Here is a 12,063-nt window from a genome sequence, read left to right on the forward strand (position 1 = left end):
TCTTGCGGTGAGGGGCAAGTGGTGTCAAGCCATAGGCCGAAGGAATTGGAGGAACGCGATGATCCTGTGCTTTGACATCGGGGGTTCGCGGATCAAGGCAGCGCTTGCAGAGGGCGATGGCCTGACCCCTTTGGGCGATTGTCCGACACCGGTCGCGGATTTCGCGGCGTTTCTGGCCGCGCTTGCGGGCTTTGCCGAGAACCGCGCGGTGCGCGGGGTTGCCATCTCGATCGCCGGGGTGATTGCGCCGGAAACCGGGCGGATCAAGGTGGCCAATATTCCCTGCGCGGATGGGCGGGTGCTGTCAGACGCGATTTCCGACGCGCTGAAGGTGCCGGTTCTGTTGTTGAACGATGCGGATTGTTTTGCCTTGGCCGAGCAGCGGCAGGGCGCCGGTCGGGGGCATCGCAATGTGTTCGGGGTTATCCTTGGCACCGGGGTTGGCGGTGGGCTGGTGATGGACGGGCGGCTGGTGCAAGGCGCCGGAGGCTATGCGGGGGAATGGGGGCATGGGCCGGTGCTGGCCGCGCCGTGGGATTTGCCCTGCGGCTGCGGGCAGAAGGGCTGTGTGGATGCGGTCTGCGGGGCGCGCGGGATGGAAAAGCTGCACCAAGGCTTGCACGGTGTTTCGGCGCCTTCGACCGTGATCCTGGCGGATTGGCAGAAAGGGCAGGCCGAGGCCGTGCGGACGGTGGCGCTGTGGCTGGATTTGATCACGCCGCCGCTTGCCTTGGTGATGAATGTGGTGGGCGCCTCTGTGGTGCCGGTGGGGGGCGGGCTGTCAAATGTGCCGGCCTTGCTGACCGCCTTGGATCAGCGCCTGCGCGCGGCGATCTTGCGGCCCACCGATGTTCCTTTGATCGTGGCCGCGCAATGTCGCCCTGAACCGGGGTTGATTGGCGCGGCGGAAGCTGGGCGGGAGGCCTTTGGGCAATGAGCACGCTGATCGAAGTCTGCGTCGACACCACCGAGGGTTTGGCCGAGGCCATCCGATGCGGGGCAGGGCGGATCGAACTGTGTTCCGCGCTGGATCTGGGCGGGCTGACGCCTTCGGTCGGCCTGATGCGCCGCGCGGCGGGGGCGGGGGTGCCGATCTATGCGATGATCCGGCCGCGTCCGGGTGGGTTCGTCTGGTCGCCCGATGAGATCGCAGTGATGGAAGCCGATATCGGGGCGGCCTTTGCCGCCGGGATGCAAGGCGTGGTTCTGGGGGCCAGTCGGCCAGACGGGCGGTTGGACACGGATGTGTTGGGGCTGATGGTGGGGCGCGCCAAGCGCTTGGGCCTGACGCTGAACCGCTGCTTCGATCTGGTGCCGGACCCTGCCGAGGCCTTGGAACAGGCGATCGCGCTGGGCTTTCATCGGGTGCTGACCAGCGGCGGCGCGCGCACGGCGGCAGAGGGGGCGCAGCGCTTGGCGGATCTGACCGCGCAGGCGCGCGGACGCATCATCGTGATGCCGGGATCGGGCATCCGGGCAGAGACGCTTGGGGCCTTGGAGGGGATTCCCTTGCGGGAGGTGCATGCGTCTTGCTCCGCGCCGGTCATCGATTCGGGGCCGGTGGTGGACTTTGGCTTTGCCGCCCGCATCGGGCGGCGCACCGATGGGGCACGGCTGCGCGATTTGCGCGTGGCCTTGGCCGACCGCGCGGCATCCTGAGGGCGAAGGCTTGACGCCCTGACCCGAAACGCCGAGTCTTTTGCACAAGACCGGGCCCGGCAGACAGGGTTTGGCACATCGGGCGAAGCGAGGCAGAGATGGATTTCACCGTAACCTTTGACCGCCCTGCGGAGGGGCCGCGCGCGGGCCCGTTGACGGTGGGGTGGTTCCTGACCTCGGACAAGGGGGCGGTGCTTTATGACCCTCCCGAACGCATCCTGTTTCGGCAAACCAACAAGGCGCATGCCAAGAGCGCCAGCCGCTGCCCCGCCGTGATCCAGCTGGAAAGCCGGTATTTCATGGTGAAATGCCCGTTCGACATTCACATCGGCTTTCGGCGCGATGACAAGGGCCGGGCGCAGCTGATCAACCGTCTGGGCAGCGCCAGCCCGGTGCGCGGCAACAAGCTGGCCGATCTGCTGACGCTGGTGAATGAGGCGGAGTGGCGCTATCACGACCGGCCGACGATCCAGCTGATGCTGCCCTATTGCTTTGTCGCGGATGAGATGTGCTACATTTCGCAGCTGGGCCCTTTTGCGCATTATCGCAAGGACCCTTTGCCCGGCACCCTGTTTGGCGGGCGCTTTCCGCTGAACGTCTGGCCGCGCCCCTTGATGTGGGCCTTTGAATGGCATGAGCCGGAAAAGGACATCGTGCTGAGACGCGGCGAGCCGCTGTTTTACTGTCAGTTCGAAGGCGATGATCCCAGCCGGGCGGTGCAGCTGGTGGAGGCCGAGCGCACGCCCGAGTTGCAGGCCTATCTGGAAAAGATCGGCGGCGTGGTGAATTACGTGAACCAGACGTTCGGTCTGTTCAAGGCGGCCGAGGCGATGCGCCCGGCCAAGTTGCTGACGCCGAAGGTGCGGGAATGAGATCTTCGCTGGAGATCTGGGACATGGCGCGGGGCGAGGCCCGCGTGGTTTTGCAAAGCGACCGCCTGATCGAAGCGCCCAACTGGTCGCCCTGTGGCCGCTTTCTTGTGGTGAACGGAGAGGGCGGGCTGTTCCGGGTGCCGCTGGAGGCGCCTGCCTTGCTGCCGGTGGATCTGGACGGCGTGGGGCGGTTGAACAATGACCACGGCATCTCGCCGGATGGCAAGACATGGGTGATTTCCAGCCATCAGCGGGGTGTGGGGTCTGAGATCTATCTGGTGGCGGCGGGCGGTGGTGTGCCGCGCCGGGTGTCCCCCGAAGCGCCCAGCTGGTGGCACGGCTGGTCCCCCGACGGCGCGACGCTGGCCTATGTTGCGGCGCGGGGCGGGTCGCGGGTGATCGATGTTTACACGCTGCCGGTGCAGGGCGGGGCAGAGACGCGCCTGACCTTTGGCGAGGGGCATTGCGATGGCCCCGATTACAGCCCGGATGGCCGCAGGATCTATTACAACTGTGACCGTGACGGGCATGCGCAGATCTGGGTGATGGGGGCCGATGGGGCCGATCAGCGCAAGCTGTTTGCCGATGACTGCGTGAACTGGTTCCCGCATCCGTCGCCTTGCGGGCGGCATGTGATTTATCTGGCCTATCCGCCGGGCACGCTTGGGCATCCCGCCGACCTTCCGGTGGCGATCTGCCGGATGGACCCGGACGGGCGCAACCGGCAGCGGCTGGTGGCATTCAACGGCGGGCAAGGCAGCATGAATGTGCCCAACTGGGCGCCCGATGGGCAGGCCTTTGCCTTTGTCCGCTATGCCCTGCCGGAATAGGCGCGGACGTCAGATCACGGGGTTTCAGATCACAGGGCTTCAGATCACGGGGCCTTCCGACTTCAGCGGGGGCGGTGTGGTCACCGACCCATCCTGCGCCCAGACCGAAACATGGCGCGGATCGCCCCAGACCGAAACATGCACCTCTGGCCCATAGCCCGGGGCCGTCAGATGCTCGGGGGTGAGCCCCACGATGCGCACGCGCAAGAGTTCGTTCCGCTCGACCGCGGGCGCGATCAGCGCGCTGGCCTTTGGGCCAAGGGCGCCGACCAGAACGGTGATCTGGCGCGGGATAAAGCCCAGAAAGCGCCGGTTCAGCCGCGCGAAAACGCCGATGCGGCCATCTGGCAACTGATGCAATTCGGCTTCGCTGCCAATCGACAGCCCGGTGCGCGCGACATTCACCGCGATGTCATGCACGGCCGCCTTGTGGATCAGGGGTTGCAACAGATCATACATGAGTGGCCCTTTCGCGGCAGGGGCGATCCGGCTGCTCGGCCGCTCGCCCGTTCTTTGGCGCGACTGTCGGTGCTCTGCTGCCCTGCCGCAACCCGTGGCCTTGTGTCACGGCGCGGCGAGGCCTGATCTCGCCGATCACCGGCGGATGGGTCGGCGGATTCCTTCCAAAACCGGCGGGCATGGGCCGTGTGCGGCGCGCTTTCAGGTTGACGCGCCGGGTTTGCCCGCGGCCCGCAAGGGAATCTGCCCGGCAGGCTTGTGGCAATCTTGCATCAAGTCCTGTGGCATCCCATCTTTGCCCTGAGGCCGAGGCTCTGCGTGCCAAGATTGGGCGCGGACAAGCGGTGCTAGCAAAGGAGAATGACCGATGAACCTGGAAAAGTTCACGGAACGGTCGCGCGGGTTCCTTCAGGCCGCGCAAACCATCGCGATGCGCGAAAGCCATCAGCGGTTGACGGCAGAGCATCTGCTGAAAGCGATCATGGACGATGATCAGGGCATGGCCGCCAATCTGATCCGCCGCGCCGGGGGGGAGCCGAGCCGGGTGACGGAGGCGGTTGACGCCGCCCTGAAGAAGCTGCCCCGCGTGTCGGGGGACGCGCAGCCCTTTACCGACTCGTCGCTTGTGAAGGTGCTGGACGAGGCCGAGACGCTTGCCAAGAAGGCCGGGGACAGTTTCGTGCCGGTGGAGCGTATCCTGATGGCTTTTGCCATGGTGCCGGGGGCGGCCAAGGCCTGTCTGGATGCGGGTGCCGTGACGCCCCAAAAGCTGAATGCCGCGATCAACGACATCCGCAAAGGCCGCACCGCCGACACGGCGAGTGCCGAGCAAGGGTATGATGCGTTGAAGAAATACGCGCGTGACCTGACCGAAGCCGCTGCCGAAGGCAAGATTGACCCGATCATCGGGCGTGATGAGGAAATTCGCCGCGCCATGCAGGTGCTGTCGCGCCGCACCAAGAACAACCCGGTCTTGATCGGGGAGCCCGGTGTCGGGAAAACGGCGATTGCCGAAGGTCTGGCGCTGCGCATCGTGGACGGGGATGTGCCGGAATCGCTGCGGGACAAGAAGCTGATGGCGTTGGACATGGGCGCGCTGATCGCGGGGGCCAAGTATCGTGGCGAGTTTGAAGAGCGGTTGAAGGCCGTGCTCAACGAAGTCACCGCGGCCGAGGGCGAGATCATCCTGTTCATCGACGAGATGCACACGCTTGTCGGCGCTGGGAAATCCGATGGCGCGATGGACGCGGCCAATCTGATCAAGCCCGCGCTGGCGCGGGGTGAGTTGCATTGCGTGGGGGCCACCACGCTCGACGAGTATCGCAAGTATGTGGAGAAAGACGCCGCCCTTGCCCGGCGCTTTCAGCCCGTGATGGTCAGCGAACCCACGGTGGAAGACACGATCAGCATTCTGCGCGGGATCAAGGAGAAGTATGAGCTTCACCACGGCGTGCGGATTTCGGACAGTGCCTTGGTGGCGGCGGCGACCCTGTCGCACCGCTATATCACCGACCGTTTCCTGCCTGACAAGGCGATCGACCTTGTGGACGAAGCCGCCAGCCGCTTGCGGATGGAGGTGGACAGCAAGCCCGAGGAGCTGGACCAGCTGGACCGGCAGATCCTGCAGCTGCAGATCGAGGCGGAGGCGCTGAAGAAAGAGGATGACGCCGCCAGCCGCGACCGGCTTGACCGGCTGGAGAAAGAGCTGGCCGATCTGAAAGAGCAGTCTGACGCCATGACCGCCAAGTGGCAGGCCGAGCGGGATTCGCTTGAGGCCGCGCGGGATCTCAAGGAGCAGCTGGATCGGGCGCGGGCCGAGTTGGAGCAGGCCAAGCGCGATGGCGATTTCGCCAAGGCGGGCGAGCTGCAATATGGCCGGATTCCGGGGCTGGAAAAGGCGTTGGCCGAGGCCGAGGCGCGGGAAGGTGACGCGCTTGTGGCCGAGGCGGTGCGCCCGGAGCAGATCGCCGAGGTGGTGGAGCGCTGGACGGGGATTCCCACCACGAAGATGCTGGAAGGCGAGCGGGAGAAACTGCTGCGCATGGAGGCAGAGCTGGGCAAGCGCGTGGTGGGCCAGCACGCGGCGCTGGTTGCCGTGGCCAATGCCGTGCGCCGGGCGCGGGCGGGGTTGAACGACGAGAACCGGCCGCTGGGGTCTTTCCTGTTCCTTGGCCCCACCGGCGTGGGCAAGACCGAGCTGACCAAGGCGGTGGCGGAGTATCTGTTCGACGATGACACCGCCATGGTGCGGATCGACATGTCCGAGTTCATGGAAAAGCATTCGGTGGCGCGGCTGATCGGGGCGCCTCCGGGCTATGTCGGCTATGATGAGGGCGGCGTGCTGACCGAGGCGGTGCGGCGCAGGCCCTATCAGGTGGTGCTGTTCGACGAGGTGGAAAAGGCGCATCCCGATGTGTTCAACGTGCTGCTTCAGGTGCTGGATGATGGGGTGCTGACCGATGGTCAGGGCCGCACGGTGGACTTCAAGCAGACGCTGATCGTGCTGACCTCGAACCTTGGGGCGCGGGCCTTGTCGGAGCTGCCGGAAGGGGCGGATCAGGGGGCCGCGCGCGCCGAGGTGATGGAGGCGGTGCGCCAGCACTTCCGGCCGGAGTTCCTGAACCGGCTGGATGAGCAGGTGATCTTCGACCGGCTGAACCGCGCCGATATGGCGGGGATCGTGCTGATCCAGATGAAGCGGCTGGAGAAGCGGCTGGCCGGGCGGAAGATCACGCTGGAGCTGGACGATGCCGCGCGGGCCTGGCTCGCGGAGGAAGGCTATGACCCGGTGTTCGGGGCGCGGCCTTTGAAGCGGGTCATCCAGCGGCACCTGCAGGACCCGCTGGCCGAGATGATCCTGGCGGGCGAGGTTCTGGATGGGGCCACGGTCCGGGTTGGGGCGGGGCCGGAGGGGCTGATCATCGGGGACCGGGTGTCGGCCAGCCGCCGCGCCCGCCCGGTGGAGGCCGTGGTCCACTGACCCGACCCTGCCCGGGGTCGCACAGACTTCCCACACCTTCCCCCTGTGTTACAGGGGGGAGGTGTTTTTGTTTTCAAGGGGTTAGGGGTGTGGGATTCAGGAGTTGTTAAGGTTTGGGGGGTGTGGGAGGGGTGTGTGGGTGGGAGGGTTTGGTGCGGGTGGATGTGTGGGAGGGTGGGTGAATCACCCACCCTACAGGGGCGGTTGGCGGGATTAACCTCGCCTTACGAATGTCTTGCATAGGGTGGGAAAGGGCACTCAGATGGGGAGAGGAGGATCGCCATGACACGATCATCTGTGACGGGTCTTGACCCCGTTCATCCCGGTGAAGTGCTGGGCGAGGAATTTCTGCTGCCTCTTGGCCTGAGCGCCGCCGAATTGGCGCGGCGCGTGGGCGTGCCTGCCAACCGGATCAGCGACATCGTGGCCGGACAGCGCAGCGTGACAGGCGACACCGCCCAGCGTCTGGCGGCCGCGCTGGGCACCAGTGCCGAGTTTTGGAAGAATTTGCAGAAGGGCTGGGAGTTGGCGGTGGCGCGGCGCGAGTAGGGTGGGAGAGTGTAGCGGAATGGCGGATTAATCTCGCTTTGCATCCCCTTATCATCGTTGCCCAGCAAGCAATCTCTGGTAGCCTGGAGCCGATGTTTTAAAGGTGTCGCTATTGGCTGAGCTCTTTCGATCTACTGAAGACCTGATTGCGGTTCTTGAGCGCCGGAAGTCCTTGGTCACACCATGCCGATGGCTGGCTCCCGACCCAAAGCATGGCCAGCGTCAGTTGACGCTAAGAGGCTCATTATCAGACGGAAACGTGACCCTTCAGGGCGTTGGCTTAAGGATAGTGTGTAGCCAGGAAAGTTTGAGCCTACCAATCTCCATCGTGCTGATTGTGCAATTCAAGAGCAAGCAGCGTGCAATCGCCCGTATTGATATGAACAGTCAACGGCATGAGAACCGGCACGCGGTATGCGGTGATCTACAGTTCTTGGACGCAGGCAATACACATTTTCATGATACTGTTCTTCATCGACAGATCACCATCGACAGGTTGTTCAGCGGTGAAGTCGGTGACTTGCCTATCGCACGACCGCTGAGCAACATGCCTGAGGAGTTTTCAAAGGTCATGGAAAAATGCGGTGAATTGCTACATATTGATAACCTAACCGAGATAGAAGAACCTCAATGGCAGCTACGACAGTTTCCTTTCTAACGCACGGCGACAAAGCAGGCCGCTACGCCGCCTTGGATGAGGCGGTTGGCTCAATGGTGTCGAATACATTTGTGCAGGGTCGGTTTCGGATCGAAATGCCCGTTATCATGGCAAGTGGTAGTGCATCTACAGTGACGGTATGGCCCGAAGGAAGCGGCGATACGTTTATGGTGTCGGATGAGGGTGTGTCATTGTTTGAGGTGATGACCGGCGCCTTCAGTGAGCCGGTGTTCCGTCGGGTAGCAAGGGAGCGGTGCGAACACTATGGCGCGGTTTTCGACGGCAGTGCCATGATTTATCTTCGTGTGTCTGGCGGAAGGTTGAGAGGCGCAATCATAGCCATGGCAAATTTAATGAAAGAAGTGGTGGACGAGACGATTGCTCGCTCAGTGGAACAAAAGACGCGGCAGATTGATCTTCAACTTTGGGAAAAGCTTGAGGAAGCGTTTGGCGGTGCTCGCGTGGAGAGGAAAGCTCACCTAGCGGGTGAATCATCTGCAGTTCACGAATTCACCGCTCTTGTGCAAGCGGGTGACGGTTTGATCGCGTTTGATACATTCAGCGCTCAAGGCAACTCTATCAACTCGGTTTATGTAAAGATGTCCGACGTTGGACGCAGTGATATCCCTATAATGGGGATTGCTGTGACGAGAAGGCTGTCAGATATCGGCCCAAAGCTAAACTTGGTGACAAGTGTCGCAAAAGTCATCGAGGTTGATGTTAAAACGAAGACTCTTCAAGAGCTTGCCTTTGCGGCTTAACTGGTTTGGAACAACTGCAGATATCTGAGTGGAATATCTCTGAGTTTAGTCCCCCCTCACCCCTCCCCAAACCACCGCTCCACGTAATCCATCACGTCGTCCATCAGGCCTCCCCGCCGGGCCTCGGGGCCGGAGAACCGTAGGGCGTAGCCGTGTTGGGTGTGTTCTCGGCGGATCGTCAGGCCTTTTTTCAGGTGCAGGAGGCGGCGGGGGCGGGGGGAGTCTCCGGTTGTTTCCGACGTCGTGCTTTCGGTGAGGATCGGGAGCAGGGCCTGCCATTGAGTCTCGGCGCTGGGGGATTTGAGGGGCAGGAGGGCGGCGATCATCAGATCCTCCCACCCGGCGCGCAGGGCGGTGGCGAGGCGGTCGAGGCGGCGGGAGCTGAGGGCCTCGGGCGTAGTGAGATGGGGGCCGAGCGCTTCGACCACCTCCAGATGGCCGCGCATCCGGTAGAGGGTTTGGCGCGCCGCCTGTGGAAACAGGGTGCGCAAGGCGGTGTCGGGGGAGTCGAAATGGCCTTCGTCCAGCGTGGTTTGCACGAGCCGGGCTTTTTCCCATGCGGTGATCTGGGTGCGGATCTCGTTTTCGGCGACCATCTCGGCCATGGCGGCAGCGATGCTGTCTGGCGTGCGCAGAACGGCGGGGGCGGCGCTGTGGCCCAAGCGGCGCAGGGCGGCGAGGCGGCGGAAGCCCGAGATCAGCCCATAGCGGAAGGGCGGGCGCGGGCTTTGCAGCGCCCAAACCTCGAGCGGGTGGCGCAGTCCGCTGCGCGCGATGGAGCGGCTGAGTTGATCGAGCGCGGCCGGATCGAGGGCGGCGCGGTCCCGCGGCAGGGCGGCGGGGTCGATTTCATCGAGTGGCAGCATCTGGGGGGAGGGGAGGGTCATGCGCGGGCCTATGGGTTGGGGCCTGCCAGCATGAGGGCGCCATGGTAAAGGCGCGGTGTGGGGAGCGCGCGGGTCGCGCGCCCCCCGGTGGATGCCTTACATCGGCGGCATGATGACGGTGTCGATCACATGGATCACACCGTTCGAGGCTTCGATGTCGGCGGTGGTGATGGTGGCGCCGTTGACCTTGGCACCGCCGTCGAGCGTGATTGTGACATCGGCGCCGTTGACGGTGGCGGCGGTCTGGCCTTCGGTCAGGTCGGTGGACATCACTTTGCCCGGCACGACGTGATAGGTGAGGATCGCGGTCAGCTGGTCCTTGTTTTCCGGCAGCAGCAGGTTGTCGACGGTGCCTGCGGGCAGGGCAGCAAAGGCCTCATCCGTGGGGGCGAAGACGGTGAAGGGGCCTTCGCCTTTCAGCGTTTCGACCAGATCCGCCGCGGTGACAGCGGCAACCAGCGTGTTGAAGGTGCCTGCGCCGACAGCGGTGTCGACGATGTCTTTGGCGCCGTGGTTGTCCGCGAAGGACGGAGCGGCAAATGCGAGTACGGTGGTCATGGCAAGAAAGGTTCTGCGGATCATAGGTCACTCCCGTTTGATCATCGCCTTGATTGGCCTGCCGTATATGGTTCGGAAAACGGATCGGATCAGGGCTACGATCTGGTGAGCGCGGCTTGCCTTGCGGCGGCGGCGGACTAAGCCGGGGCAGCGCGGGATTTCCAGTCAAAAACCTGTGACGCACGGTGAGGTAACGTGAGCGCCACGCGCGGCGAAGTGAAGGGAAGCGGGGGCGGCGGGCTTTGATTTTTGGCGCGCCCGCCCCATGGTATACACGAGGCAGCAGGGAGAGCGCAGATGGGCAAAGGGTTGAAATGGTCGGATGTGACGCCAAAGACGCAGTGGCTGAACCGGCGGCACCTGCTGGCCGGGGGCGCGGCGCTGATGGCGGCGCCCGCGATGGCGCAGGGGACGGCCAGCCGGTTTTCAGCCGATGCCACGCCGAACACCTTTGAAGAGATCACCACCTATAACAACTTCTATGAGTTCGGGTTGGACAAGGGCGACCCCGCGCGCAACGCCCGGCTGCTGACGACGGACCCGTGGTCGGTGGAGATTGACGGGCTGGTAGAGCGGCCGGGACGCTATGACCTGGCCGATATCCTGAAGGATGCCCCGCTGGAGGAGCGGATCTACCGCTTCCGCTGTGTCGAGGCGTGGTCGATGGTGATCCCTTGGGTGGGGTTCGAACTGGCGCATCTGCTGAACAAGGCGGGGGTGCAGCCGGGCGCCCGCTATGTGGCCTTTGAAACGCTGCTGCGTCCCGAGGAGATGCCGGGCCAGCAGACGCGCAGTCTGGACTGGCCTTACCGCGAAGGGTTGCGGCTGGATGAGGCGATGCATCCGCTGACGATTCTGGCGACCGGGCTGTATGGAGAGGCGATGCCCAATCAGAACGGCGCGCCGATCCGGCTGGTGGTGCCGTGGAAATATGGTTTCAAGTCGATCAAGTCGATCGTGCGCATCCGGCTGACCGAGACGCAGCCGCAAACCACGTGGAACATGCAGAACCCGCGCGAATACGGTTTCTACAGCAATGTGAACCCAGAGGTGGACCATCCCCGTTGGAGCCAGGCCAGCGAACGCCGTGTGGGCGCAGGCATCTTTGCCGGGCGTGAGGACACGCTGATGTTCAACGGCTATGGCGAGGAGGTGGCCAGCCTTTATGCCGGGATGGACCTGAGCAAGGACTACTGACCCGCCGGAGCGCTTGATGGACCGCCTGAACACGCTTGCCCGCCGCTTGCCGACCGGAGTGGTCTGGGCTGCGGCCTTTCTCCCCTTTGTCTGGCTGGTCTGGGCCGCGGCCACCAACCAGCTCGGCGCCGACCCGGTGAAGGCGATCGAACTCAAGCTCGGCCTGTGGGGGCTGCAATTCCTGATCGCCTCGCTCTGCATCACGCCGCTGCGCAAGGCGGGGCTGAACCTTCTGCGCTTTCGGCGCGCGCTGGGCGTGATGGCCTTCTTCTATATTGCGATGCATTTTCTGGCTTGGGTGGTGCTGGATATGGGCCTGCGCTGGGATGAGATCCTGCGCGATCTCTATAAGCGGCCCTATATCATCCTGGGGATGGTCGGACTTCTGGCGATGATTCCCTTGGCCGTGACCTCGACCAACGCCGCGATCCGAAGGCTTGGGGCGGCCAGATGGCGGCGTTTGCACCGGCTGGCCTATGTGGCGGCGGTGGCGGGGGCGCTGCATTTCGTGATTCTTGTGAAGGGCTGGCCGACGGAGCCGCTGCTTTATGCGGCGGCTGTCGCGGCAGTTTTGCTGCTGCGCCTGCGATGGGGGCCGGCAGATCGGGCCTGAGTCTGTGGATAAGGTTGTTTTTGGGGATTTGGTTCCATTT

13 protein-coding genes are annotated in these 12,063 nt (G+C 63.9%); 10 read left to right on the plus strand and 3 right to left on the minus strand.

Annotated features, from left to right (window positions below; all coding sequences use genetic code 11):
* Window positions 1-58 precede the first annotated feature (58 nt).
* From CUR21_RS09585 to CUR21_RS09600, 4 genes are all read left to right on the plus strand, one after another.
* A complete protein-coding gene (locus CUR21_RS09585) occupies window positions 59-937 on the plus strand; it encodes an ROK family protein (protein ID WP_100196748.1) in 879 nt (292 codons plus the stop codon).
* Window positions 934-1,659, plus strand: a complete 726-nt coding sequence (locus CUR21_RS09590) for a copper homeostasis protein CutC (protein ID WP_100196749.1) — start codon at window positions 934-936, stop codon at window positions 1,657-1,659. The genes CUR21_RS09585 and CUR21_RS09590 overlap by 4 nt, the downstream gene beginning before the upstream one ends.
* 98 nt (window positions 1,660-1,757) lie before the next feature.
* Window positions 1,758-2,531: a hypothetical protein gene (locus CUR21_RS09595; RefSeq protein WP_100196750.1), complete on the plus strand. Its 774-nt coding sequence runs from the start codon at window positions 1,758-1,760 to the stop codon at window positions 2,529-2,531.
* Window positions 2,528-3,361 (plus strand): TolB family protein, encoded by an 834-nt coding sequence (locus CUR21_RS09600; protein ID WP_100196751.1) that lies wholly within the window; start codon window positions 2,528-2,530, stop codon window positions 3,359-3,361. The genes CUR21_RS09595 and CUR21_RS09600 overlap by 4 nt, the downstream gene beginning before the upstream one ends.
* A 39-nt stretch (window positions 3,362-3,400) precedes the next feature.
* Here CUR21_RS09600 and CUR21_RS09605 read toward each other — a convergent pair whose 3' ends face one another.
* A complete protein-coding gene (locus tag CUR21_RS09605) occupies window positions 3,401-3,820 on the minus strand; it encodes a hypothetical protein (RefSeq protein ID WP_100196752.1) in 420 nt (139 codons plus the stop codon).
* A 367-nt stretch (window positions 3,821-4,187) separates the two neighbouring features.
* On the opposite strand from CUR21_RS09605, the gene clpB reads away from it, so the two are divergent.
* The 4 genes from clpB to CUR21_RS09625 all read left to right on the plus strand — a co-directional run bounded on the left by clpB (window position 4,188) and on the right by CUR21_RS09625 (window position 8,768).
* A complete protein-coding gene (gene clpB / locus CUR21_RS09610; RefSeq protein WP_100196753.1) occupies window positions 4,188-6,800 on the plus strand; it encodes an ATP-dependent chaperone ClpB in 2,613 nt (870 codons plus the stop codon).
* A gap of 282 nt (window positions 6,801-7,082) precedes the next feature.
* Entirely contained in the window at window positions 7,083-7,349 is a 267-nt protein-coding gene (locus tag CUR21_RS09615) for a HigA family addiction module antitoxin (protein ID WP_100196754.1), read from the plus strand.
* Between the two features lie 112 nt (window positions 7,350-7,461).
* Window positions 7,462-8,007, plus strand: a complete 546-nt coding sequence (locus CUR21_RS18595) for a hypothetical protein (RefSeq protein ID WP_157791973.1) — start codon at window positions 7,462-7,464, stop codon at window positions 8,005-8,007.
* On the plus strand, window positions 7,980-8,768 hold the full coding sequence (locus tag CUR21_RS09625; protein ID WP_157791974.1) for a hypothetical protein: 789 nt from the start codon (window positions 7,980-7,982) through the stop codon (window positions 8,766-8,768). Before CUR21_RS18595 ends, CUR21_RS09625 begins: the two co-directional genes overlap by 28 nt.
* A gap of 56 nt (window positions 8,769-8,824) precedes the next feature.
* On the opposite strand, the gene CUR21_RS09630 is transcribed toward CUR21_RS09625, so the two are convergent.
* Both CUR21_RS09630 and CUR21_RS09635 read right to left on the minus strand, forming a co-directional pair.
* Entirely contained in the window at window positions 8,825-9,655 is an 831-nt protein-coding gene (locus CUR21_RS09630; protein ID WP_100196757.1) for a ParB N-terminal domain-containing protein, read from the minus strand.
* A 96-nt stretch (window positions 9,656-9,751) separates the two neighbouring features.
* A complete protein-coding gene (locus CUR21_RS09635; protein ID WP_100196758.1) occupies window positions 9,752-10,237 on the minus strand; it encodes a fasciclin domain-containing protein in 486 nt (161 codons plus the stop codon).
* A gap of 273 nt (window positions 10,238-10,510) precedes the next feature.
* On the opposite strand from CUR21_RS09635, the gene msrP reads away from it, so the two are divergent.
* Together msrP and msrQ are read left to right on the plus strand one after the other, a co-directional pair.
* The gene (msrP, locus tag CUR21_RS09640) at window positions 10,511-11,410 is read left to right on the plus strand and encodes a protein-methionine-sulfoxide reductase catalytic subunit MsrP (RefSeq protein WP_100196759.1); all 900 of its coding nucleotides are present in this window, start codon (window positions 10,511-10,513) and stop codon (window positions 11,408-11,410) included.
* Between the two features lie 16 nt (window positions 11,411-11,426).
* The gene (msrQ, locus tag CUR21_RS09645) at window positions 11,427-12,023 is read left to right on the plus strand and encodes a protein-methionine-sulfoxide reductase heme-binding subunit MsrQ (RefSeq protein ID WP_100196760.1); all 597 of its coding nucleotides are present in this window, start codon (window positions 11,427-11,429) and stop codon (window positions 12,021-12,023) included.
* Window positions 12,024-12,063: the final 40 nt, after the last annotated feature.

The sequence above is a fragment of the Pseudorhodobacter sp. MZDSW-24AT genome (genome assembly GCF_002794355.1).
GTDB lineage: Bacteria > Pseudomonadota > Alphaproteobacteria > Rhodobacterales > Rhodobacteraceae > Pseudotabrizicola.

Coding starts and splice junctions, on each gene's coding strand:
- CUR21_RS09585 (WP_100196748.1), top strand. CDS start 59: ATGATCCTGTGCTTTGACATCGGGGGTTCGCGGATCAAGGCAGCGCTT.
- CUR21_RS09590 (WP_100196749.1), top strand. CDS start 934: ATGAGCACGCTGATCGAAGTCTGCGTCGACACCACCGAGGGTTTGGCC.
- CUR21_RS09595 (WP_100196750.1), top strand. CDS start 1,758: ATGGATTTCACCGTAACCTTTGACCGCCCTGCGGAGGGGCCGCGCGCG.
- CUR21_RS09600 (WP_100196751.1), top strand. CDS start 2,528: ATGAGATCTTCGCTGGAGATCTGGGACATGGCGCGGGGCGAGGCCCGC.
- CUR21_RS09605 (WP_100196752.1), bottom strand. CDS start 3,820: ATGTATGATCTGTTGCAACCCCTGATCCACAAGGCGGCCGTGCATGAC.
- clpB (WP_100196753.1), top strand. CDS start 4,188: ATGAACCTGGAAAAGTTCACGGAACGGTCGCGCGGGTTCCTTCAGGCC.
- CUR21_RS09615 (WP_100196754.1), top strand. CDS start 7,083: ATGACACGATCATCTGTGACGGGTCTTGACCCCGTTCATCCCGGTGAA.
- CUR21_RS09625 (WP_157791974.1), top strand. CDS start 7,980: ATGGCAGCTACGACAGTTTCCTTTCTAACGCACGGCGACAAAGCAGGC.
- CUR21_RS09630 (WP_100196757.1), bottom strand. CDS start 9,655: ATGACCCTCCCCTCCCCCCAGATGCTGCCACTCGATGAAATCGACCCC.
- CUR21_RS09635 (WP_100196758.1), bottom strand. CDS start 10,237: ATGATCCGCAGAACCTTTCTTGCCATGACCACCGTACTCGCATTTGCC.
- msrP (WP_100196759.1), top strand. CDS start 10,511: ATGGGCAAAGGGTTGAAATGGTCGGATGTGACGCCAAAGACGCAGTGG.
- msrQ (WP_100196760.1), top strand. CDS start 11,427: ATGGACCGCCTGAACACGCTTGCCCGCCGCTTGCCGACCGGAGTGGTC.